The 25,258-nt window shown below is 60.5% G+C and carries 10 protein-coding genes; 4 read left to right on the top strand and 6 right to left on the bottom strand.

Annotation, left to right across the window (positions count from 1 at the left end; genetic code table 11):
• Nucleotides 1-2 precede the first annotated feature (2 nt).
• The 4 genes from fghA to ACLV74_RS04980 all read left to right on the top strand — a co-directional run bounded on the left by fghA (nucleotide 3) and on the right by ACLV74_RS04980 (nucleotide 4,312).
• Nucleotides 3-869: an S-formylglutathione hydrolase gene (fghA, locus tag ACLV74_RS04995; RefSeq protein WP_411878278.1), complete on the top strand. Its 867-nt coding sequence runs from the start codon at nucleotides 3-5 to the stop codon at nucleotides 867-869.
• A gap of 67 nt (nucleotides 870-936) precedes the next feature.
• Complete coding sequence (locus ACLV74_RS04990) at nucleotides 937-2,634, top strand: phosphoethanolamine transferase (protein WP_411878277.1); 1,698 nt, start codon at nucleotides 937-939, stop codon at nucleotides 2,632-2,634.
• 122 nt (nucleotides 2,635-2,756) lie between these two features.
• Nucleotides 2,757-3,539, top strand: a complete 783-nt coding sequence (locus tag ACLV74_RS04985; protein ID WP_411878414.1) for a transporter substrate-binding domain-containing protein — start codon at nucleotides 2,757-2,759, stop codon at nucleotides 3,537-3,539.
• Between the two features lie 104 nt (nucleotides 3,540-3,643).
• A complete protein-coding gene (locus ACLV74_RS04980; protein WP_411878276.1) occupies nucleotides 3,644-4,312 on the top strand; it encodes an amino acid ABC transporter permease in 669 nt (222 codons plus the stop codon).
• 294 nt (nucleotides 4,313-4,606) lie between these two features.
• Here ACLV74_RS04980 and ACLV74_RS04975 read toward each other — a convergent pair whose 3' ends face one another.
• The 6 genes from ACLV74_RS04975 to ACLV74_RS04950 form a co-directional block, all read right to left on the bottom strand.
• On the bottom strand, nucleotides 4,607-5,038 hold the full coding sequence (locus tag ACLV74_RS04975) for a GNAT family N-acetyltransferase (RefSeq protein ID WP_411878275.1): 432 nt from the start codon (nucleotides 5,036-5,038) through the stop codon (nucleotides 4,607-4,609).
• A gap of 305 nt (nucleotides 5,039-5,343) precedes the next feature.
• Nucleotides 5,344-6,432, bottom strand: a complete 1,089-nt coding sequence (locus tag ACLV74_RS04970) for a PA0069 family radical SAM protein (RefSeq protein WP_411878274.1) — start codon at nucleotides 6,430-6,432, stop codon at nucleotides 5,344-5,346.
• Nucleotides 6,433-6,559: 127 nt separating this feature from the next.
• Nucleotides 6,560-16,432 carry a calcium-binding protein gene (locus tag ACLV74_RS04965; RefSeq protein WP_411878273.1) on the bottom strand — a complete coding sequence of 3,291 codons (9,873 nt, stop codon included), beginning with the start codon at nucleotides 16,430-16,432 and terminating at the stop codon, nucleotides 6,560-6,562.
• Complete coding sequence (locus ACLV74_RS04960; RefSeq protein WP_411878272.1) at nucleotides 16,429-17,286, bottom strand: hypothetical protein; 858 nt, start codon at nucleotides 17,284-17,286, stop codon at nucleotides 16,429-16,431. Before ACLV74_RS04960 ends, ACLV74_RS04965 begins: the two co-directional genes overlap by 4 nt.
• Nucleotides 17,287-17,493: 207 nt before the next feature.
• Nucleotides 17,494-24,555: a calcium-binding protein gene (locus ACLV74_RS04955; RefSeq protein WP_411878271.1), complete on the bottom strand. Its 7,062-nt coding sequence runs from the start codon at nucleotides 24,553-24,555 to the stop codon at nucleotides 17,494-17,496.
• Nucleotides 24,552-25,172, bottom strand: a complete 621-nt coding sequence (locus tag ACLV74_RS04950) for a hypothetical protein (RefSeq protein WP_411878270.1) — start codon at nucleotides 25,170-25,172, stop codon at nucleotides 24,552-24,554. The genes ACLV74_RS04955 and ACLV74_RS04950 overlap by 4 nt, the downstream gene beginning before the upstream one ends.
• Nucleotides 25,173-25,258 lie beyond the last annotated feature (86 nt).

The raw sequence follows: 25,258 nt of genomic DNA, 5'->3' as shown, positions 1-25,258 counted from the left end.
ACATGGCGAGCACTCCCGAACTCCTCAGCGAACACGCCTGCTTCGGCGGCCTGCAGCGCTTTTACCAGCACGATTCGCGCGAGATCGGCCTGCCCATGCGCTTTTCGGTCTACCTGCCGCCGCAGGCTGCGGCCGGCAACAAGGTGCCCGCGCTGGTCTACCTCGCGGGCCTGACCTGCAACGAAGAGACTTTCATGACCAAGGCCGGCGCACAGCGCCTGGCCGCCGAACTGGGCCTGGCCCTGGTCGCGCCCGACACCAGCCCGCGCGGCGCGAAAATTCCCGGTGATACCGACAGCTGGGACTTCGGCGTGGGCGCCGGCTTCTACCTCGATGCCACGCAGGCCCCATGGTCACAGCACTACCGCATGGAAAGCTACCTCACGGCGGAACTGCTGCCCTTGCTGGCCGGCACGCTGCCGCTGGATGCAAACCGCATCGGCATCTTCGGCCATTCGATGGGCGGCCACGGCGCGCTGACGCTTGCGCTCAGGCACCCGGATCTTTTCCAATCGGTCTCGGCCTTCGCGCCCATCTGCGCGCCCAGCCAATGCCCGTGGGGACGCAAGGCGTTCACCGGCTACCTCGGCAGCGATGAATCGGCTTGGGGCGAACACGACGCCACCGCCTTGATGAATTTGATGTCCGCTGCGCCCTACCCTGGCGGCATACGCATAGACCAGGGCCTGGCCGACAAATTCCTCGCCGAACAGCTGCACCCCGAGCTCTTTGAGGCCGCATGCGCCAAGGCCGGCCAGCCGCTGGCGCTGCACCGTCATGCGGGTTATGACCACGGCTATTACTTCATCACCACCTTCATGGACGAGCACCTGAGGCACCATGCGCGGCAGCTGGGCCTGGGCGCCTGAAAAGCGCCCGCCGGGCCTCAATCCGCCTTAAGCCCGCGCTAAGACGGCCAACCTACAATCCAGCGCTATGCCGCTGCGCCCCGCCACTCCCGCTTCATCCTCCGCCACGCGGCCCGCTCCTTTGCCTACTGTTCGCATGCCTGCCGGCATGCGGCCGCTGTGGCTGGTGGTGCTGGCCAGTCTCTGGATCGCAACCGCGTGCAACGTGGCGCTGTGGCGCGAGCTGTCGCGCCTGCCCGGCCTCAGCGGCGGCCAGGCCCTCACCATCAGCATCGCGCTGGCGCTGGTGATCGCGCTGGCCACCACCGCCTTGCTGAGCCTGCTGGCCTGGCGCTGGACGCTCAAGCCCGCGATCACGCTCTTCCTGCTCTCCGCGGCTTTCGGCGCCTATTTCATGATGGCCTACGGTGTGGTCATCGACAAGACCATGATGGTCAACACCCTGCAGACCGACGTGCGCGAAACGCGCGACCTGCTCAACTGGCACCTGCTGGCCACGGTGCTGGTGCTGGCGGTGCTGCCGCTGGTTCTTGTCTGGCGGCAAAAAGTCAGGCGCGCCGGCGCCGGGCGCCAGGTGCTGGCCAATGCCGCCACGCTGACGGCGTCCTGCGTGCTGCTGGTGCTGGTGGTCTTCCTCTTTTTCCAGAGCATTGCCTCCGTCATGCGCAACTACACCCATGTGCGCTACCTGATCAACCCGCTCAATTCCTTCTACGCGCTGGGCACCATCGCGGCCAAGCCTTTCCAGCGCGACGAGTCCCTTGTGCTGCCGCTCGGTGAAGACGCCAAACTGGGCGCCAGCTACACGGCCCAGACCAAACCGCCGCTGCTGCTGCTGGTGCTGGGCGAAACGGCGCGCAGCGGCAACTTCTCTCTCAACGGCTACGGCCGGCCCACCAACCCGCTGCTGGCCAAGGAAGACGTCGCCAGCCAGCGCAACGCCTGGTCGTGCGGCACCAGCACGGCCGCCTCGCTGCCCTGCATGTTCTCCAACTTCGGGCGCGAGGCTTACGACTCGCGGCCCGCCAACTACGAAGGCATGCTGGACGTGCTGCAGCGCGCGGGCCTGGCCGTGCTCTGGATAGACAACCAGTCGGGCTGCAAGGGCGCCTGCGACCGCGTCCCCAACGTCAACACGGTGGCGCTCAAGGTGCCGGGCCTGTGCGACAGCGGTGAATGTTTTGACGAGGTCATGCTGCACGGCATTGATGAACGCATCGCCGCGCTGCCGGCCGAACGGCGTGCCAAAGGCGTGGTGGTGGTGATGCACCAGATGGGCGGCCACGGCCCGGCCTATTACAAGCGCTCGCCGCAGGCCTCCAAAAAGTTTTTACCCGAGTGCACCGACAACGCGCTGCAAAGCTGCACCCGCGAAGGCCTGCTCAATGCCTATGACAACAGCATCGTCTACACCGACCAGTTGCTGGCGTCGTCCATCCAGTGGCTCAAGGCGCAGGAAGCGCGCAGCGCGCCCGCCCTGCTCTACCTGGCCGACCACGGCGAATCGCTCGGCGAGAACAACCTCTACCTGCACGGCATGCCCTATGGCATCGCACCCGACGTGCAAAAACGCGTGCCCTGGATCACCTGGCTGTCGCCCGGCTTCGAGCAGCGCAGCAAGCTCACCACCGCCTGCCTCAAGCAGCAGCTCGATGCGCCCGTGAGCCACGACAACTACTTCCATTCGGTGCTGGGCCTGATGAATGTGCAGACCAGCGTCTACAAACCGGCGCTCGACATCTACGCCCACTGCGCGAAACCCTGACGGGGCACTCCAGCATCCGGATTTCCTGTAGGGCCTTTTTGGGGCGCCATGCACCACGATGGCGAACGGATTTAATATTCAGCCTGCATCTCAATAACAACTCTCTTATGCAAGGGCTGAATATGAATATCCGCAAGGCTCTGGCCTCCACACTCCTTCTCACGCTCGCCTTCAGTGCAAGCGCCGCCGACCTGCTGGACACCGTCAAGCAGCGCGGCACGCTCAAAGTGGCGCTCGAAGGCACCTACCCGCCGTTCAACTACAAGGAAGGCGGCCAGCTCGCCGGCTTTGAAGTGGAACTGGCCAACGCCCTGGCGCAAAAGCTGGGCGTGAAGGCCGAGTTCTCGACCAGCGAGTGGAGCGCCATCCTGGCCGGCCTGCAGGCCGGCAAGTACGACGTGGTGATCAACCAGGTCGGCATCACCGACAAGCGCAAGGAGACCTTTGACTTCTCCGAGCCTTACACCATCTCCGCGCCGCAACTGATCATCCGCAAGGATGAAAAGCGCGAGTTCAAGACGCTGGCCGACCTCAAAGGCAAGAAGCTCGGCCTGGGCCAGGGCACCAACTACGCCGACATCGCGAAAAAGGTCGGCGGCATCGACGTCAAGACCTACCCCGGCGCGCAAGAGTACCTGCAGGACCTGGCCCTGGGCCGCATCGACGCGGCGCTCAACGACAGCCTGCTGATCCCCTACATCGTCAAGCAGACCAAGCTGCCGCTCAAGCCAGGCGCGCCTGTCGGCGACCTGGAAAAATCGGGCATCCCCTTCGTCAAGAACAACCCCAAGTTCAAGGCCGCCATCGACAAGGCACTCGCCGACCTGCAGGCCGACGGCAGCTTCGCGAAAATCTCCACCAAATGGTTTGACCGCGACGTGAGCAAGCCGCCCGTGGCGAAGTAAACCAGGGAACGAAGTAACATTCGTCCAGCCGCGCGCCGCCTTCCGGCTGGCGCCTGAAGCACACCCCGGCTCCTGGCCGGGGTTTTTATTGGTGGAGACCCCTTATGGACTTGTCTGGCTTGACCCAGTTGCTGCGCGATGCCCTGCCGCTGATGCTCAAGGGCGCGGCATGGACGCTGCTGCTCGCGGTGGCATCGGTGTTCTTCGGCGCCATCATCGGCACCATGGTGGCCATCACGCGGCTGGCCAAGGTGCCGGGCCTGTCGCAGTTCGCGGCGCTGTACGTCAGCTGCATGCGCGGCACGCCGCTGCTGGTGCAGCTCTTCGTCATCTACTTCGGCCTGCCCAGCATAGGCATACAGTTTGACCCCATCAGCGCCGGCATCCTGGGCCTGAGCCTCAACGTGGGCGCCTACCTGTCGGAGACGATACGCGGCGCCATCAACGGCGTGGAGCACGGGCAGTGGAACGCGGCCCGCAGCCTGGGCCTCACGCAGGCGCAGACCCTGCGTTACGTCATCGGCCCGCAAGCCCTCAGGCTGGCCGTGCCCAGCCTGTCCAACAGCCTGATCAGCCTGATCAAGGACACCTCGCTGGTCTCGGTAATCGCCGTGGGCGAGCTGATGCTGGCGACCAAGGAAGTGATCGCCACCACCTTCCAGCCTTTTCCGCTGTACCTCGCGGCGGCGGGGATTTATTGGGCCATGAGTGCTTTTTTCGAGAAGCTGCAGAGAAAGCTCGAAGTGCGGCTGAACCGTAGCTACTTGCGTTAGCCTTCCCCCGCTCACCCCGTTTATCTTCCCCCGTTGAGTCCCCTCTCCCCCCGGGAGAGTGTTAGGGTGAGGGCCGGCGGCCTCAAGCAAGCCAGCGAATATCCAGCGCCGCCAGCCCTCACCCCTGCCCTCTCCCGAAGGGAGAGGGAGAAAGTCGGGAACCCGCATTGGTCCCCTCTCCCCCTGGGAGAGGGTTAGGGTGAGGGCCAGCGGCCACAGGCAAGCCAGCAAACTATCCAGCGCTGCCAGCCCTCATCCCCGCCTTCTCCCGGAGGGAGAAGGAGCAAAACCAATTCAGTCGCTGCTGATCAACCCATTCTGCAACGCCTGCTCCTGGTTCGCAAAAATCGCCATCGCCGTCAGCATGCGCCTGAAACCCAGCTTGCGGTAAAACGGCTCCTTGCCGGCCACCGCGTAAAGAATGATCTTCTTGTGTCCCTTCGACAAACCAACCAGCGAAGACACGATGTCCTTGCCCAGGCCGACACCCTGATAGTCCGGGTGCACCGCGATGTCGCAGATGTAGGAACAATCCATGCCGTCGGCCAGCGCGCGCCCGGCGCCAATGAGCTTACCGCCCTCATACACAAAACTTTTGAACAGGCTGTTGGAGAACACGACCTGCAGGTCAGCCGGTTTCTTCTCGCCCAAAGGGGCAATCCGGTAAAGATGCGAGAGCGCGTCCCAGTCCACGCCGTCCGATGAATGTTTCCAGTCGAATGCCACGCTGAACTCCTTGAGAACCTGTTAACGGTCTAAACGGGGCCGCGCAAGCCCCTTCTCGGGATGGGATGCAAGGCGCGGTGCGACGCCCATAGTGCAGCTATGGGCTAGCGCCGCAACGCTGCAGACCGCCCGAAAAGGGGCTTGCCCTCCGGGTTGGGGTGAAATCGGGCGATTGAGCCACCCGAGCCCTTGCATGGGCATTAGCCCATGCTGCGTTCCCGGTCGGCCCACTCATCCCGATTGCACCCCAACGCGACCCCGTTTAGACCGTAAACAGGTTCTTGCAACCGGCTTGCACTATACGTTCAGAACAAACTTCCCTGCCCCGCTGCACCCGGCGGCCTGAAGCGGCTCAGGTCCAGCTCCACACGCTGGCGGTTAAAGCCCAGCCGGTTGCAGGCTTTCTCAAAGCGCTGCTTGATGAGGTCGGCCCACAAGCCGTAGCCCTTCATGCGCGAGGCGAAATCGCTGTCGTAGTCCTTGCCGCCGCGCATCTCGTGGATGCGCGCCATGATGCGCGCGGCACGCTGCGGGTAGTGCAGCTCCAGCCATTCCTTGAAGATGGGCGCCACCTCCCAGGGCAAGCGGATCACGGTGTAAAACGCCGAGCGCGCACCCGCCTCCCAGGCCGCCTCCAGCACCTGCTCCATGTCCTCGGTCACAAAGGGAATTTGCGGTGCCACGCTCACGCCCACCGGCACGCCGTGCTCGGCCATGGCCCGTATGGTGCGCAGGCGGCGGTGCGGCGCGGCCGCGCGCGGCTCCAGCTTGCGCGCCAGTTCGCCGTTCAGCGTGGTGATGGTCACGTAGACAGCGGCCAGCTTGTCGGCCGCCAGCGGCGCGATCAGGTCCAGGTCGCGCTCCACGCCGCTCGATTTGGTGATCAGCGAAAACGGATGGCTGACCTCCCGCATCACCTCGATCACGCCGCGCGTCAGCCGCAGCTCGCGCTCGGCCGGCTGGTAGCAATCCGTCGCCGAGCCGATATTGAGCAGTTGCGGCACATAGCTTCGCTTGCGCAGGTCGGCGCGCAAGACCTCGGCAATGTTGCGCTTGGCGATGATCTTCGTTTCAAAGTCCAGCCCCGGCGAAAGATTGAGATAGCTGTGCGTGGGCCGCGCATAGCAGTACACGCAGCCATGCTCGCAGCCCCGGTAGGGATTGATGCTGTAGTCAAAAAAGATGTCCGGCGAGTCGTTGCGCACGATGGCGCTGCGCGCATCCTCCATCGTCACCGTGGTTTCCAGCCGAGGCGCCTCGCCCGCCACGCTTTCTTCCAGCGTGCCCCAGCCATCGTCCCAGGCCGCGCGCACGTCTTTCTCGAACCGGTGCGCGATGCGCGTGGCGGTGCCTCGGCCCTTGATGGCGTGGATGGGGATGATGGCGTCGGACATGGATGGGGCGGCCTGGATAAAAGCGGTACAGCCAAAATACTGTATTTATGTACAGTATATTGAAGCATGCCGCTTTAAGCAAACCGCCCCGCATCCCCTCCCCTTACCGAAAGGGCCCCATGGCGAATCAACCCAGGCGGATCAAGCCTTCCTGCAAACTGGCCGTGGAGTTGATCGCCTGCGCCTGCGCACCAAACTGCGCATTCGCCAGCACGTCCTGCGCCTTGCCCAGCCCGATGCCGGCCAGCGTGCCGTCCGCACCGTAGTGGTAAGCCAGGTCCCCGCCCAGCGCTTCGCTGTCGCTGCCGGCCAGGTGGAACTGGGTCAGCCCGTTGCTCAGTGCCCAGTTGCTCAGGCCCGGCGTGGCGGTGCGCGCCGCATCGAAGGCGCCGACCAGGCCCTGGAAGTCGAAGGTTTGCACCTTTTTGTTAAGCAGCGGGTCGCTGGAGCCGGCGTCGAAGGCCGCCATGGCCTCTGCCACCAGTTGCAGGTTCAGCACGCTCTGGTTGGCCGCGTCGCCGTACCAGTTGCTGAAGGTCAGCGAGTCGCTTTCGCTGACCTGGAGCACCAGGTCGTTGCCGTTCTTTTGCAGGACCAGGTTGGCGTAGTCCAGGCCGGCGCCGCCCAGGCTGAGGGTGTCGTCCTGGCTGTTCGGCATGCCGTCCGCATACACCGTATCCTGGCCGTCGCCCACGTTGAAGGCGATCACATCCGGGCCGTCCCCGCTCCGGATGGCGTCGTTGCCGATGCCGCCCATGAGGAAGTCGGTTGCGCCGCTGCCCGACAGGTAGTCGTTGCCGGCTCCGCCGTTGTAGTAGTTGCCGCCGCCGGAATCCGTGATGTAGTCATTGCCCGCGCCGCCTTCCAGTACGTCGGAGCCATTTGCACCGTCCAGGTTGTCGTTGCCCTCACCGCCGCTCAGGATGTCAGCGCCGCCACCGCCATAAAGCGTGTCGTCGCCGCCCAGGCCGTTGATTGCATCGGCACCCTCCGTCCCATAACGAACGTCACCGTCTTCGGTGCCCGGTTCGACGTTGAGCAGGCTTTCGAGCATCGCAGGGTCCCAGACCGTGCCGTCGTCGAACTCGATGCGCTCGACCTTGTAGGCATCGCCGCCAAACCAGTTGGACAGGGTGATCTGGTCGCTGGTTCCGTTTATCGCCAGGTAGAGACTGGAAACGTCACGTGTGACCGTTATGTCGCCGGCCGAAACCGTGGCGTCGAAACGAAGGGTGTCGATATTGCCGGAAGTTTCGTCGTAATCAACCACATAGTCGCTTCCGTCACCCCGGCTGAAGAGGAAGACGTCGTTGCCCGAACCGCCGTCCAGGTAATCGTTGCCTGCCCCGCCATTGAGGGTGTCGTCGCCGCCGTTGCCATACACCTGGTCGTCGCCGCCCAGCGCATTGAACACCTCCGAAACCTCCGTGCCGTAGATGATGTCGGACTCTTCGGTGGCTGGCGCCACGGCGACCAGGCTTTCCAGCATGGCCGCGTCCCACACCGTGCCATCGGCGAACTCAAGCTGTTTGGCCTTGTAGTCATCTCCGTTGAACCAGTTGTTCAGGCTGATGCGGTCGGTCGTGCCGTCAATACTGATGTAGAGGCTGCCGCTATCGCGGATGACTCTGACATCCCCCACGGAGACGCTGGCGTCGAGAAGAATGGTGTCGACATCACCTTCCTCATGGTTGTACTCGTCAATCCAGTCCTGCCCGGAGCCGCGGCCGAACAGGTACACATCGCTGCCCGCGCCGCCGTCCATGTAGTCGTTGCCGGCGCCGCCATCGAGGGTGTCGTTGCCGCCGTTGGCATACAGGTTGTCGTCGCCGCCCAGCCCGCTGAGCAGGTCGGCGCCTTCTGAACCGTAGAGGACATCGGAGTCCTCGGTACCGGGCGCCGCGGTGATCAGGCTTTCCAGCATGGCCGCATCCCATACCGTGCCGTCCGAAAACTCAACCTGCTTGGCCTTGTTTTCATCACCGTAAAGCCAGTTCTCCAGGGTGATGCGGTCTGCCGTGCCATCAATGCTCAGATACAGGTTTCCGTCATCGCGGGTCACCCTGATGTCTGCGGCGGCGACCGTGGCGTCGAAGCGAATGATGTCTACATCGCCGCCCGCCTGATCGTAGTCATAGATACTGTCCCGCCCCGCCCCGCGGCCGAAGAGGTAAACATCGCTGCCGGCGTTGCCCTGCAGTTGATCGGCGCCAGCGCCGCCTTCGAGGGCGTCATCGCCATCGCCGCCCTGCAGGCTATCGTCACCGGCACCGCCGTCGAGCACGTCGTTGCCGTCGTTTCCATAAAGTGTGTCATTGCCACCCAGCCCTTGGATCTCATCTGCAAGCGCCGTCCCCACGAGGTAGTCGCCGCCTTCCGTGCCATTGACAACAAATACCATCCTGTCCAGCAGGTCGGTCTGCTGCCATACCGTGCCATCGGCGAATTCGACCTGCTCGATCCTGTTTTCGTCGTCATAAAACCAGCCGTACACCGTGACCCGGTCTTCCGTTCCATCAATGCTCAGGTACAGATTTCCATCGTCGCGCGTAACCTTGATATCTGCCGCCGACACGGTGGCGTCGAACCGGAGGGTGTTGGTATTGCCGGCTCCCTCTTCGTAGTCATAGATCACATCCCGGCCCGAACCGCGGCCAAAAACATAAGTGTCATTGCCGATGCCGCCTTCCAGGGTGTCGTCGCCCAGGCCGCCGTCCAGCGTGTCGTCGCCCTCTCCGCCACCCAGAAAGTCATCCCCCAGCCCGCCCGCCAGCGTGTCGTTGCCGCCGCCGCCGCCTAGAGTGTCAGTGCCGTCACCGGCTTCCAGAGTGTCATCACCATCGTCGCCGCTCAGCACGTCATTCCCAAGGCCACCGTGCAGCACGTCGTTTCCGCCGTCGCCATAAAGAGCATCATTTCCGTCACCCGCCTCCAGGGTGTCGCCGCCATCGCCACCGAACAGCATGTCATTGCCAACGCCGCCGTCCAGCGCGTCGTTGCCACCTTCGCCGTGAAGGGAATCGTCCCCGTCACCGGCATTCAGGATGTCATTTCCTGCGCCACCATTCAAGGTGTCATTCCCAAGGCCGCCCTTGAGCACGTCGTCGCCGCCACCACCCTTGAGATGGTCGTTCCCGGCACCGGCTTCCAGGGTGTCGTTTCCATCACCACCATCCAGCGTGTCGTCCCCCAGGCCACCGTCCAGCGTGTCATTGCCGCTGCCTCCGTCCAGGGCATCGTCACCCGCGCCACCGGCCAGCAGGTCGTCGCCCGAATCGCCGACAAGCTCGTCCTCGCCATCACCACCATCCATCAGGTCGGCAATGCCGCTGCCAAGCAGCAGGTCATTCCCGCCCTGCCCCTCGATCGGGTTGTCCAGGCCGCCAGGGCTGTACAAGGTGTCGTCGCCCTCCGTGCCCACGGTGGCAGGAACCGGAACCAGGGCCTGCAGCTGCGCCACATCCCACACCGTGCCGTCGGCGAACTGCACCAGCTCAATCTTGTAGGCATCCGAGACGTACCAGTTGCTCAGGACCAAGGTGTCCAGGGAACCCGCCACATGCAGCTCAAGGTCATCGCCGTTGCGCGAAACCTCCACGTCGCCGGTTTGTATCGAGGCGGCAAACACAACCCTGTCCACGGTCGGCCCAAAGTCGTAAATGCGGTCAATGCCGTCCCCGCGCCCGAACAGGTACACGTCCCCCCCCTGCCCGCCTGCCAGCATGTCGTTGCCCGCACCGCCGCTCAGGGTGTCGTTGCCGTCGCCGCCATTGATGCGATCGGTGGTGTTGGTTCCCACCAGGACGTCGTCGAACTCCGTGCCCTTCAGGTCAAAACCCAGGGCAATCAATTGCGCATAGCTCAGGCTGCTTCCGTCGGCAAACAGGAAGATTTGAACCCCGTGGGGCGCGAATACATTCTGCGGGTTGAAGTCCGTCAGGTGCAGTTGATCGCCGTTGTCACCCACCCGAATCGCCAGCGGGTCTCGGCTCAAACGCAGCATGGAGGCGTCTATGCCCAGGCCGAACTGCACGGTCGGGCGAGTGCCTGCGCCACCCATCAGCACCACACCGTCACCGAGGTTAAACCGCAGCACCGACGGATCGGCCTCTCCTCCACCGCCACTGGGCGGCGCGTACCAAGGGGCCAGGGACTGCAGTTGCTGATAGGAAAAGCGGCGTCCATCCGCGAATTCAAAGCTCTCGATCTTGTCGATGGAGCCGCCGTTGTAAAAGCCGTCCAGAATCACCCTGTCGTTCGGGCGATCTCCATAGTCGATCACCGTGTCTGTCACGTTGTGGGCAACTGGGTGCCCGCTGGCATCGGGTCGGAAGACCACCCGGTTGACCTGGCGGAACCGCAATGACCCGGGGTCAATGCCGGCCCCAAAGACCAGCGAGGTGTGGTACGTGGCAATCACCGTGTCCTGCCCGTCATCCAGGTTGAACACCAGGGTGCTGCGGCCTTCCTTGTCATTTTCACCAATGCTGATTGTGTCGTTTCCCTTGCCGCCGACATAGATGCCGTCGCCGTCATTGTTGGACCGGATCGTGTCGTCCCCGGACGTTCCATCGACGAACACGGGCGGCCTGTCCGTCATCCCGTCGACGACGAACGTCCAGCCAAAGTCTGGAATGCTGGTGTCTACGCTAAAGCCCTTCAGCAAGGCAAGCTCGGAAAAACTCAGCACCGTCCCGTCGGCAAAAAGGAACTGCTCAATGCTGCCGTATTGGCCTAGCACGATCGACACCACGTCGCCCTCGCCGTAGTGCACCTTGAACGACGGGCTCACGCTGTTGCGATCGAACTCAAGCCTTATGTCATCAACACTGATACCGCCGCCAAAAGACAGAACGTCCTGCCCGCCCAGGTCCATCAGGCTGTCAACGCCGCCGCCGATGTTGAAGTGGTAAATCGTGTTGGTTCCGCCGCCCAGAATGACGTCGTTTCCATGGCTATCGGTGAATTTTCGTGCCCAATACGACGTATCAACCGAGGCCAAAGGCTCATCGTTTCCGGTCACCTCGTAGCCGCCCTGCGCCGCCAGCAACTGGGCCATGCTGATGCGGGATCCGTCGGCGAACTGAAGGTCGCGCGGTGTGCCGCTGATAAACAGCGCGTCATCGCCCTGCGTGCCGTAATGCAGCAGCATGCCGCCGGGCGTGTTGCTGATGACCAGGCTCGAAAGCGTGATGCCGGCCCCGAACACAATGCTGTCCAGGGTGCTCAACACGTCGATGTGGTCGTGCCCGGAACCCAGCTTGAGGCTGTAGATGTTGGCGCCTGCACCGCCCACCAGGGCATCGTAATCGGCGCCGCCGTCCAGGTAATCGTCGCCGTCGCCGCCAGCCAGATAATCGCTGCCGCCGCCACCGGTCAGCACATTCCCGGCCTCATTGCCGAACAGTTCATTGTCGAGCTGGTTGCCGGTGCCCTTGACGGCATCGCCGGTCAGGAGCAAGCGCTCCAGGTTGCTGCCCAGAGTGTAGTCGACGGTGCTTTGCACGGTGTCGTAACCCTGGTTGGCGCGCTCCCTCGCCAGCTGCGTTCGGCTGTGCACAAGGTAAAAGTCGTTGCCGTCGCCGCCCTGCATGGTGGTTGCGTCTTCATCGATCCAGGCACTCATCAGGTCGTCGCCCGATGTGCCCCGATTGGCCGCCAGGGCCACCTGTGCGTTGATGAAAGCGGCGTCCCACACCGTACCGTCCGCGAATTCGAATTTCTCAATACGCGCCGCGGCATCGCTGCCCCAACCCGGAATGACCAGCAGGTCTTCAGTGCCTTGCAGGCGCAGCACCAGGTCATACGCGCTGCGCGAAAAAACAATATCGGCCGGCGTGATGCCACCGCCGAAGACCAGGGTGTCCGTGCCTGCGGTATCGCGAAGGGTGTCGTGCCCATCGCCGAGGTTAAAAATATAAGTGTCGTCGCCGCTCCCGCCTTCCAGCGTGTCGGTGCCCGCGCCGCCCTGCAGGATGTCGTCGTTGTCGCCGCCCTGCAAACCGTCATCACCCTCACCGCCGACGAGCATGTCCTCGCCAGTACCGCCTTGCATGATGTCGTTGCCCGCGCCGCCTTCCAGGAAGTCGTCATCAACGTCTCCCAGGAGAACATCGGCTCCCTCGCCACCGACCAGCATGTCCTCACCGGCACCGCCCATCAGCTTGTCGTCGCCTGCCCCACCGTCGAGGAAATCGTCACCGCTGCCGCCTTGCAGGTCGTCTTTGCCTTCGCCACCGAACAAGGTGTCGTCGCCGCCCGCGCCTAAAAGCACGTCGTCGCCGTCGCCGCCGTCGAGCAGGTCGTCGCCCTGCAACTCGGCCGGCAGGTTGTCCCAGTCACCCGACAGGTGGTCGTCGCCCGCGCCGCCTATCAAGTGATCGGACCCGCCGCTGCCATTCAACTCATCATTGCCATCGCCACCGTCCAGGGTGTCATCCCCTTGCATGGTCAGGTGTGTGCCGTTGTCGCCGGTCAACTTATCGTCGCCCGCACCGCCGATCAGCGTGTCGTCGCCGCCTTCCCCGTACAACTCGTCATCCCCGTCACCGCCATCGAGGTAGTCGTCGCCCTGGAGGACCGGCGTGCCATCCGAGTAAGTCATCCTGTTGCTGTCACCGGTGATCTTGTCGTTGCCGGTGCCGCCAAACAACAAGTCGCCTCCTTCATCACCCGACATCACGTCGTCGCCCTCGTCGCCGAACAGCAAGTCGTTTCCCCAAAGGCCGTGCAAGCGGTCGTTCCCGGCGCCGCCGTAAAGTACATCGGCGCCCCCTGTCAACGGCGTGGGGTTGTTGTTGTATATACCGACCCAGAGGGTGTCAAAGAAATTTCCGTTCGACGCGGCCGAGGTGCTCCAGTCCGTATTCGCCGCCGTGTAATCGTCATCGCCGTTCAACACGTCGTCGCCTGCGCCGCCTACCAACACGTCCTCGCCCGTGCCGCCGAACAGCACATCGTTGTCGCTGCCCGCAATCAAAATATCGTCGCCGTTTCCGCCATTGAGCCAATCACCTTTTTGCTGCGTTCCAGTCTGCGTGTGGCCCTGGGCCAGTGCGACGTCGGTAGCAACCTCCAGGTTGCCATACAGGTGGTCATCGTCATCGCCACCTTGAATGATGTCCTTGTCCGCGCCCCCGATCAGGATGTCGTTACCGGTGCCGCCGTCCAGGCGATCGTCGCCATCGCCACCGTCGACTGTGTCCTTGCCCGCGCCGCCGTCGGCATAGTCATTGCCGGCGCCACCTTCAAGGCGGTCGTCGCCGCCGCGGGTGGCATACAGAATGTCCCCACCGCCCTTGCCTTGCAACCAGTCATTGCCGGCGGAGTCATACAGCGTGTCGGCCCGGTCCGCGTCGGCCTGGCCAACAAGGGTCAAAATATTACCCAGATCGTCGACGCCCGTCTGCACACCGTCGGCCACCGGATCGGTATCGACCGGCTTCAAATCGCCCACGATGATGCGGTTGGGGTTGGGCGGTGCTGTCGGCGTTGGCGCGTTGTCCAGGATGATGCCCAGTTGCCCGCTCTGGAAGTTTTTGACGGTGATGCGGTTGCCGCCGACGCCGTTGGCGTAGATGATCAGGTTCTGGCCGCCATCGGATCCGGGCTGCAGGACATAGCGCCACTTCTTGTCCTCGCTCAGCCAGATGCCTGAGCCAGCAGGGGTTTCCTTGCCGCCGTTGAGGGTTGCTGCGCCTATCTTGACGACGCCTGATCCGTCTGAATCGAGGATGGTGTCCTGGCCGAAGGTGTCTGTGAATTGGTAGGTGTCAAAATCCTTGCCCCCAAGCAGGGTATCGTCGCCGTCGCCGCCTATGAGGGTGTCATCGCCTGTGCCGCCTTCAAGGTAATCCACTCCAGCTTTACCGTTCAGAATATCGTCACCTTCTCCGCCATACAGATGGTCATCTTTTCCTTCGCCAGAGAGTTCGTCGACGCCATCCCCGCCAAAAAGCACCCGCTTGGCTTGCAGCAGGCTTTGCGCGTTCGCATTGGTGTTGGCGACACTGAATAGCATGGAGCTGTTCACATCGCTGTAAATCAGCGGTTCGAAAAAGCCCGGGCTACGTATCTCTTCGATATTGGCGTTATTACGAGAAATGCTCCACTTGAGCATTTCTGCCCGGTCGGCGAGCCAGGTATCCGTGTACGTACGGATGCCGAGGGTGGATTTCACGTCCCATGCAGCCTTGTCGGTCTGCCACAACGCATACTCGTCGCCCCAGGCGTCGTCCCATAACTCGTTAAGCGTGGTTTGTCCCGCCGCGTCCTTCGCCTTTAATAAAAAAGGGCTCAGCGTCTGCAACGCGATCAGTATCCCGAAATCCTTCTTTGCGCGGTCCGCAAAACCGCTAGTCCCCGCTTCGATGGTGACCTTGCCCATCAGATCCTGGTAGTCTGGATCTTGCGCGATCAGGTTCAAGTTTTTATGCAAAGAGTCTCGGCCGGTATAGCCGTTTGCGTCATCAATATTCGCCCAAGTACCACCGGCCAGATTGCCCTTAAGTTTGATCCAGCCATCACCAATTTTGTCCACCCCAAGGTACGCACCTAAAGCATTGACCAGATTCTCCAGTGTGTCGCCATCGACCACGCCTTGGGTCCCTGCCGCACTGATTGCCCGATGGTTGGCACTCGCGCGCAAGATGGCGTTCAAAGTGTCTTGGTTTGCCGCAGGATCAAGCTGAGCCAAGGCGTTCTGCACCGACAGACTGTCTATGAGCAGTGAGAGGCTGTGCGTATCGCCAAAGTCGTTTTGACTAAATTCAGGAACAAGCAGTTTGATTTCGCCCGCTTTCCAGGACGCCGAGGCAACATCCGGGATGATGTTTCCACGGTACAGGGGTTGATCCTCGATGAAAATGGCCGTTTCTTTGCCGTGATGCCACTGCGAATTGGAGACCGCCGAGAAGTTATCCCAGGAAAAATTAGAGCCGTAGACGTCATAGAAGTTGGGAATGGGAGGGCTGACTTCGTTGCGGCCCACAACACCCTCATAAGCGCCTCCTGTCAGCCCGATAGCCGGCCGCGTCATGTCAGAGACGCCTAACACTGCCAGTTGATAGTCCAGTGTCGCAGCCTCTATTTGATCGGTGGATACACCTACAGGAGGCGAGCCACCGTTATTACTTATACCCGTGACGCGCACGGCTTCGTTGGTCACGCGCAACATAAGCCGCAAGGCATCGCGCAGGGCGTTCAGTTCAACCCACGTCGGCTGAAAAACAATGGGTTGTTCCAGCCTGGCGCTCAACTCTTGCACGGCCGCCACAACAGCCTCCGGCACAACGACTGAGCCAGGACTGAACAGCAGACTCAAGCTGGCATAGCGCGTGCGGCCTTCTTCGGTAGTAAAGCGGCTCGCGTTAGCACCAACCCCGCGATGGGCAACAAAGTCTTGTATCACCCCACTTAACGTCACACCTGAGTGGCCCTGCATGTTAAGCGAACCTACGCCCGCGCCATTGAATGTATAAGTGCTCTTGATCAAGGGCGCGCCGAACGCGGTCAGATCATTTTTATGCAATAGATTAAAGGCCGTCGCCAGATGGCCACCCAGGCTGTAGCCGGTCACGGTAAGTGGAACTCCCGGGTCCAGACTTCCACTTTGAGTCAGGCTGGCATACCAAGCCTCCATGTCGGCGATCTGCCCAAAAGCCCAACCTTTCTCTTTGATCTCCAGTGTGTTGGTGGCCACGCTGTCTCTGGCCGAATCGTCAATAAATTCTGTGGAGCGAAAGCTCATTACATACTCACCCGTCAGCGCGTTCTTAAAGAGCGTTCCGCTGAATCCCGTGCTGGTATTGGGTTTGTGGTCTACAACGGTCCAGCCGTCTGCAATGAATTGATCGGCTTGCGTAGTGGTGAACCTGCTTGTCCGGTTGTTGCCATCGGAAAGCGCTTTGGCAATCCCCACTTGCGAAACAGTGTCCAACAAAGCCTCGGCAGCCATTTGTAGGTTGGCATATTTAAGAATGGCATTGACGTCAGTACTCATCTGTTAGTCTCCTTTGAGGGCTTCAATACTTTTTCAACAAATACTCGGTTGTGCTCTTTTACCGAAGGGCACGATGGGGCGTAATACCGCGCCCAAGGCCATGGCGATCGTTGTCCTGCAGTGCTACCCATCCCTGCTTCGAACAGGTATCCAATACGCACACCAAGAAGTTCGCCTGTTCTCGTGTCAGTGATTCTCAATGCACCCCCTGCGATCCAGGCATCACGATCGCTCTTGGTGGAAATGTCTTTCCACTCAATGGTGTAAGGAGCCGAGAAATCGCCCACTGGTGTGGCCTCAACGGGTACCTTTTCGCCACCCTTGGTCCAATACTCGCGGCTTATCGCGGCGGGAAGAGCTGTTGTGAAGCGGTATTTCGTTCCTTCTTGCGTCGCTTCAACAAACTGATACCGGCTTGTCAAATCGCTGCTGCCGATTAGGTAATAACGGATATATTCCTCGCCGCCGACGTTGTAGCCATACTGATCATCAGCATCGAACTGCGATGCATCATCAATTTTTAGCGGACGCAGATTAGCCAGCAGCACCCCATCTACGTTCTCAATTGTTTTAAAGATTTTCTCTCCCGCCGTCCGACAGCGTTCCTCAAACAGAGCTTTGGCTTCGGCATAACGCTCTTTGACAAGATCAACTTCCACCTGTTGTTGCTGGTTTTCCTGCTGCGCGTTGTACAACGGAATTGCGATCAAGAACCCCACCGCCAACACCGCCAGCAGCTTGCCCCACCATTTCTTAGGGAGCCACAGCGCGAGTCCAATTCCTATCAAGGCGAGCAATAGAAAGCCGACGCCCACCGCTTGCAGCAGATCTTGGGTTAACCAGTAATTACGCATGTCTTTCCGTCCTGCATGCCCACATGGAAACCATCTCGGCTAGCATCACCTCTCCCCCCCCCCCGACTCCTGCACCGCCTTCTGCACAGGCGACGGCAAATACTCCAGCACGGTCCGCTTGTTTTGGTTGATTTGAGTCACGACTCGACTGCATCCATAGTGGTCAAGGATCAAAAGAACGTTGTTAAGAGCTTGTTCCGATGCCCCTCACCCCAACCGAATCAACCCATCCTGCAAACTGGCCGTCGAATGGATGGCCTGAGCCTGCGGGCCAAACTGCGCATTCGTCAGCACGTCCTGCGCCTTGCCCAGCCCGATGCCGGCCAGCGTGCCGTCCGCGCCGTAGTGGTAAGCCAGGTCCCCACCCAGCGCTTCGCTGTCGCTGCCGGCCAGGTGGAACTGGGTGAGGCCGTTGCTCAGCGCCCAGTTGCTCAGGCCCGGCGTGGCCGTACGCGCCGCGTCGAAGGCGCCGACCAGGCCCTGGAAGTCAAAGGTCTGCACCTTTTTGTTGAGCAGCGGGTCGCTGGAGCCGGCGTCGAAGGCCGCCATGGCCTCTGCCACCAGTTGCAGGTTCAGCACGGTCTGGCTGGCCGCGCCGCCATACCAGTTGCTGAAGGTCAGCGAGTCGCTTTCACTGACCTGCAGCACCAGGTCGTCCCCGTTTTTTTGCAGGCTCAGGTTGGCGTAGTCCAGGCCGGCGCCACCCAGGCTGACGGTGTCGTCCTGGCTCTCTGACGTACCGTTCACATGCATCGTGTCCTGCCCATCGCCTACATTGAAGGCGATCACATCCGGGCCGTCGCCGCTCGTGAAGGAGTCGTTGCCGGTGCCGCCCATGAGGAAGTCGGCGCCGCCGCTGCCCTGCAGTTCGTCATCGCCGGCCCCGCCGTTGTAATAGTTGCCGCCGTCCGCATCCCGGAGGCTGTCGTTGTCCGCGCCGCCTTCCAGGTAATCGTTGCCGCTGCCGCCATACAGGATGTCGCCACCACCCTCCCCGGCCACGAGGTCGCTTCCGCCCATGCCCTGCAGGAAGTCATCGCCTTCAGTTCCACGCAAGTAGTCGCTGCCTTCGGTGGAGGAAAATACCGCCATGCCGGCAAGGTCATCGGCGGTCCATACCGTGCCATCGGCAAACAGAACCCGCTCTACCTCGTGGGCGTCGTTGTCAAACCAGTTGCTGAGCTGTATGCGGTCCTCGCCGCCGTCTATGCTCAGGAACAGGTTCAAGGAAGAGTCACGGGTGACATAGACGTCATACGACGAGACACCGCTGCCAAAACGGATGGTGTCGACATTGCCTTGCGCATCGCCGTACTCGTTGACGATGTCGATGCCATCGCCGCGCTTGAACCGGTAGACGTCGTCGCCGGCGCCACCGTCGAGTACATCGTTGCCGGCGCCGCCAGAAATCACGTCGGCGCCTGAGGTGCCCGAGAGCGTGTCATTGCCTCCCGTGCCTTGAACCGTCACATCGGATGCGGCAACCGTGAGCGTGAAACTCGTCGAAGCGCTCAGCCCAAAAGCATCCCTTGCCTTGACCACGATGGAAAGCGCCCCGGCAAAGCCCGACGGCGCGGTGCCCACAAGCCTGAACGAGTCGGTGTCGAAGCTCAACCAGCCAGGCAAGGGGTCGCCGTTGGCCAAGCTGAAGCTGTAGGTCAACGGGTTGCCGTCCTCGTCATAAAAGATGTCCGAGGGGATACCCAGGCGGACTTGCCCTCGTGACTCCACCTCCTGGTCGCCAAGGGCATACGCCGCTTCGGGGGCGTGGTTGAGCCGGCTGGCGTCGGCCAGCGCCAGTATGTCGCCCGCATTCCAGACCACACCGTTGTCGAAAACAATGCGTTCCAGAAAGTACCCCGGAGCTTCGGCATTGAGCCCCTGGTTCACCGTCAGGGTCTCACCGGTGGAAATGATCTGGATGATCAGGTCCAGGTTGCCGGGCTCGTAAGTCAGCACGATGTCCGCCGGGTCCATTCCCGTCAGCCTGACGATGTCAAAGCCCCCGCCGCCTTGGTAGGTACCATCGGGGCCGTGTTCACCGTATTGCCATTCCTGGTCGCTGATGAAGTCATCGCCCGAGCCCGAATACCAAACATAGGTGTCATTGCCCGCACCGCCATACAGATAGTCGTTGCCGCCCCCGCCGTCGAGGGTGTCGTCGCCGCCCACACCGTACAGGTAGTTTTCGTAAGCGCCGCCAACGATGTGGTCGGACAGCGACCAGCCCAGCAGCATCGACTCGAAAGCGTAGCCTTCGGTCAGCGCCATATTGAGCGACTGGTCCTGGATATTCCAGACGGTCCCATCCGCGAACAGCAGCCGTTCAACGGTGTAGAACTCTTCATCCCTTGAGAGAAAATTCTGCACGATCCTTAACGCTTCACCGGTGTCATTAATTCTCAAAACCGCTTCGCCCCCGGTGTGGCGGACCATGGTCAGGTCGCCAACGTTCAGACCCCGGAGCTCCAGCGCGTCGTTGCTGCCGCCCCAGTCATAAATAGTGTCATTGCCATCCCCGCGCCCCCAGACAAACGTGTCGCTCCCCGTTCCCCCGTCCAGGAAGTCGTTGCCGCCGCCACCTACAAGACGATCCTCACCTGCGTCGCCCTTCAGGTTGTCGTTGCCGCCGCCGCCCAAAAGCAGGTCATTGCCTCCGCCGCCGTTGAGGCTGTCGTTGCCTCCACCGCCGTCGAGCGTGTCGTCGGTATAAAAACCCCAGAGGATTTCGCCGTCGGGTGTGCCTTCCATTGATTTGAGCTTGAGGGCCGTCAGGTCCCACTGCCCCCCATCCGCAAAGACCAGCTTTTCGATCACGCTCTGCTGGGGTGAATCAAAGGAGCTGCTGGTGAGCCGAAGCCGCTCACCGGTGTCAATCACCTCGATGACAAAGCCCACGCCGCCGTCGCCGCGAACCCGGATATCGGCGGCCAGCAAATTACCCAGCAGCAAGGTGTCGAATCCACCTTCTTCGGTCACCGTGTCGTTGCCGCCACCCCTTCCCCAAACATAGGTTTCGTCACCAGCGCCGCCTACCAGCGTGTCGTCACCGGTGCCGCCGTCGAGCAGGTCATTGCCCGCGCCACCTACCAGCATGTCGTTACCGCTGCCTCCATCGAGCGTGTCGTTGAACGCGCTTCCCACCAACACATCGTTGCCAGCCAGTCCCGACAAAACAGTAGGCCTGTTGAACGCCATAAGGTAGTTATTGCCTTCATCCCCCTGGATTTCCTGGCCGGCCGCCAGCAGGCCCGCGAGTGTTGTGGTCTGGCCTCCGGCCGTGACCACGATGTTGGCCAGGAACAGCGCCACATCGTCAGAGCCGGGCTCCAGCGTGATGCTGTCGGTGCCGGTTGAGTCCAGATAAAGCACCACAGCCTTGGAACTGCGCTGCACCAGGCCGATGCGGAGGCTGGCCAGGTCGACTTGTTCACCGAGGGCGATGGTTACTGCGGAGGCAGCAGCCAGGACGCCGGTGCCCAGCCTCACAAGGTCCCGGCCGTCGCCGGATTCAGCTTTCACGGTGTTGCCGGCTGACTCCAACTCGATCAGGTCATTACCTTTTCCCGAGGAAATAGTATTGCCACCCCCATGCACCGTGATGCTGTCGTCTCCCAGTCCGGTGATGATTTCCTGGTTGGTGGCAACTACGTCCACGCTGCGTGAAGTGGGGCTGCGCGCCAGCAATTCCCTGGCGGTGTAGGTTCTACCGTCGACGCTGACGGACGCCAGCGAACCATCGGTCCAGCCTGTGCCCTGAACACGCAGCCCCCCAATGCTTAAAACCTGGGTGCCGTTCGGGAGGAAGGTCAACACCGGCGCATTACCGCCGCTGCCGGCATTAACGATCTCCAGCGTGCTGGCCGCGCGTGAAGCGTCGGTGAGTTTGACCCATGTCGCCTGAGCCGCGTCGATGATGTAGCGGTTCTTGCCGGCGTCATCACTCAGCTCGGCATTGCCATTGACTTTATAGATGTCCTCGCCCGCGCCGCCCTCGGCATAGTCGCCTGCGTCCACCGTCAGGGTGTCGTTGTCGCCACCGCCATAAAGGCTGTCAAACCCTTCGCCGCCGACCAGTTCGTCATCGCCTCCACCGCCGTACAAAACATCGTCACCCGACCCGCCGTCCAGGTAATCGCCACCGTCCAGCGCGGTGGGCGTCGCGGCCCACGATGTCAGGTCGCCTGGCACACCATCGCCATACAAGAAGTCGTTGCCACCGCCGCCGTAAAGCCTGTCCGCGCCCCCCCGGCCGTAAAGCGAGTCGTTGTCCTGCTCCCCATAGAGGTAATCGGTGGCATGCGATCCTACCAACATGTCATTTCCCGTTCCGCCGAAAAGCATGTCGCCGCCGTTGCCGTAGAGAGAACTGCTGCCATCCACGTAGTAACTCAGGTCCAGGCTCAAAGGCCGGTCTATCTGGTTGGTCGTATCGACGATCCGCAGACCTTGCAGGCTGTAGCTCAGGACGCCGTTCACCTGGGTGCTCAGCAGGCGCCACATAGGGGTCCCGTCCACCGTTGAACTGGCTACGACCGTCTGGCCTGGGAGCAGCGCCGCAAACTCGGTAAGCCGCTGGCGTTCGATGGAGTGGCTGGCAAAAAGCAGGTCATTGCCTGTGCCACCGTCAAGGTAGTCCGCACCCCTGCCGCCGAACAGCAGGTCGCCTTCACTGCCGCCCAGCAGCTCGTCGTGTCGGTTGCCGCCGGAGAGCACGTCGGCGCCGGCATTGCCCTCAATGTGGTCGGTGCCAACGTCTTGAACGCCATTCGCGTAGCTGAAAAGGTAGCGGTACTGATGGCCATCGTCTGTGATACCCGCTGGGTTGTAGATGGGCGAGATGAGGCCGATGCCGGGATTGCTCACCAACTCATACTGGCTTCTGGAATCTTCCATGCCGGTGACCAACAGGTCGTTGCCACCGCCCCCAATCAACGTATCGCCAGCGTCCGTGGCACTGCCGCCAAAATCGGGCAATACCCATGCATCGTTGTTGCTGTCGACAACGATTTTGTCGTGGTCGCCCCGCTGCTCGAGTACGAAGGAGTTGTAAGGCGCGGTGAGCGTGAAGTTTTCAGCGCCGATGTGATCGTAACTCCCTGGACCACGCGTTGTGCGTACCGTGGTGTCGGGCATTGTGCCCTCCAGCGCAATGCCAAGGTCACCACTCTCAAAATTTCGCACCCTGAAAGCGCCAGCCGTGGTCGTGACGATCAGATCCATCGCGCCTGTGGTGCCGGCCGAGGGGATCAGGCTGTAAAAAACCCGGCCCTCGTGGCCGACCCAGGTGTTGGCGGAGCCGGCCACGGCATGGCCACCGGCCAGCGTCACGACGACCCCGTCAATCGTCAGTTCGACCTTTCCGTCCTTGTCGGTCAGGGTGTCGAAGCCTTGCCCTGCGGTGATGCGGTAGGTGTCAAAGTCCTGGCCGCCCAGCAGGGTATCGTCGCCTTCACCGCCTATGAGGGTGTCGTCACCTGCTCCGCCCAAAAGAACGTCGCGGCCCTCGCCACCATTCAAATTGTCATTGCCTTCATTGCCCTCAATATAGTCGTCACCGGCATTGGCATTGATATAGTCATTACCTCCCCCCCCGTACAGGCGGTCACCCAGACCGAACGCCACCGCATCCGAACCAACCAAGCCGTTGTCTTGGCCGTTGCCAAACATGACCTGCTGGGCCTCTTGGGTGTTGGCGTTAGCGGCCGTTCCGCTGAATTTGAGTACCTGACCACTGCTGAAATCGGTATAGGTGTAGTTGGCGTTAACCTTCGCCCCTCGGATGGGGATGTCATAACTGTTGTCGACCAAATTCTGCGCAATAAGACCTTGCAGCATGGCCTGACGATCAAGTAGGTAAACATCCGAAAAACTTGCTAGACCTCGGGCACGCTGCTCAGGCGTTAATTGCATATCAGTTGCCCACCGCCCGGCTAAGGTGGTATTGGATTGCTTGAGCTGATCGAGAGCGTCCGCGTCAGTCGTATTGATGAGGATAGGGCTCAGAAAACTTAGTGCGAGAAAGGCAGAAAAGTCAGTTTTTGCTTGCGTGGAGATATTCACATTTGTGGCTAGCAACAGGGTGACCTTGCCAGCCAGAGATTTGAAAACGGCGGATTTCACCAAATCATCTATGTTTTTGTAGAAATCAGTTCGTTTGCTATCATCAGGCCCCATCGAAATGGGCGTAGCGATTGTTTCAGGGCCAAGCAGTTGTTTTCGAAGTGCATCAAGAACGTTTTCGTAGCTATTTCCAAAGTAATTGCTACCCGCACGAACAAGATTTGAAAGCGCGACGGCGTCGTTGGTTTTGCTCGTATCCAACTTCGCCATTGCCGTCATGAGATTTAAGCCATCTACTCCGTTGACGCTGGAGTGGTTGCTGCTAATAGCGGCTATGGGCCCAGGCGCATTCTCTTGTGCTGTGCGAATGCGCAGACCCGGCCAAATGCCACCAATTTCTGAAACACCATCGCCGTCGGCTTCAAGACGAGTAATGTTGTTATTGCTCGGTGGCACAAAGCCGATGCCGGTCAAAAAAGCATCGCCCTGCGGAAATAGCCCAGGCGCATTGAGCGTGACCACCTCGTTGATAGCCTGCGGAAAAAATCTAGCAAATAGGATGGCTAAGTGACCGCCCAAACTATGGCCTGTCACATCAAGTTTGTCGCTAATACTTAATACCGATGTGCCTGGCGCATCTGGCACTACCACGCCAGTATCTGTCTCTAGTTGCCCTTTGAAAATTTCGAAAGCGGCTTGCACGGCCAGCGGCAAAAAAGGCACGACCGACGATGCGGGCACGATAAGAGAGTTGGCCATTGCAAAAAGCTGCCATTTTTCGTTGTCAGTGTAGGCAACTGCTTGGCCGCCCACAGTGATTAGGCGTTTGTAATAACGCACCATCTCTACTGCCTGATTATTCGCAAAACCATTACCGCCGATGCTCAGGCCGTCAGTTACGACTAGGTCAAGCCATGTTTGGGTTGGGAATACAGGCACTTCTGTACCGCGCATAGCAAAGACCTTTCGGCCCGTGACCTTGTCTTGAAAAACTGCAGCACTAAAGCCATTGAAAGCCACGTTGGGCTGCTGATCTAGAAAAACATAACGATCTGCGAAAGCTTGGGCTTGATCAAGGGTAAAACCACCGCCTAAACTCTGATTTTGCAAGTCGGATAGCAACCCAGTTGCGCTATTAATTGTTCCGTAAGTCGCAACTGCGGTAGATGAGAGTGCAGCCAATTCAGCAACTGAAGTGATAGTCATTTTTTCTCCCCATGTGTATAAATGTTCGATCCAAAGGTCTTTCGATCATCGGTATTCTCTGGACAGGTCACCGCCGTTGGGGCGTTCAAGATAACTCGATCTGAGGTTGTCCATCGATAGCCAAAACCGGTATAGCTCGCAACGACTTCATTCGCATCAAGATCAATTATCTGAACTTGATTCTTGCCAAATGACTGCTTTTTTAACCATCGGGGGTCCGGATTAAATTCTTCGTTGATATATTTTTCGGTGTATCGCACCGGGACTGAAAGATTTGCTGGTTCAATCAATGTGTATTCAGGGCTATTGATTACATCTCTTGATGTCCCATAAGGCGGCATAGCCTTCAGCCGTGCATCAAGCTGATTGCCTGATTCATCCTTAAATCTGACGAATCCTCGATGTAAATTCGAAGCCAATCCGAGATGTTTTTTGTCGTAAGCTGAATAAATTTTGTCCATACGCCACCCCTGCGCCTTCTCCACTTTCTTGTAAAACCGCGCTCCGCTCTCTTTTTTGCACATCTGCGAAAACAGATACTGACCGTACAGGGCATCAGCGTTATAAAGACAGTAACCCGCAATACACAGGACAACAAGGACCAGTAGTTTTTTCATGCTTTAGATTTCTATCCTTGACGGTTTGATCCGCATTGATTTGTGGTTAGAAGCACTGAAGCAAATCGCCATCCGCTGAGCTGATG

The organism is Polaromonas sp. YR568 (genome assembly GCF_943369415.1).
Lineage (GTDB): Bacteria > Pseudomonadota > Gammaproteobacteria > Burkholderiales > Burkholderiaceae_C > Polaromonas.
The sequence above is the reverse complement of the archived record's forward strand: the minus strand, read 5'-3'. Positions and strand labels throughout refer to the sequence as shown.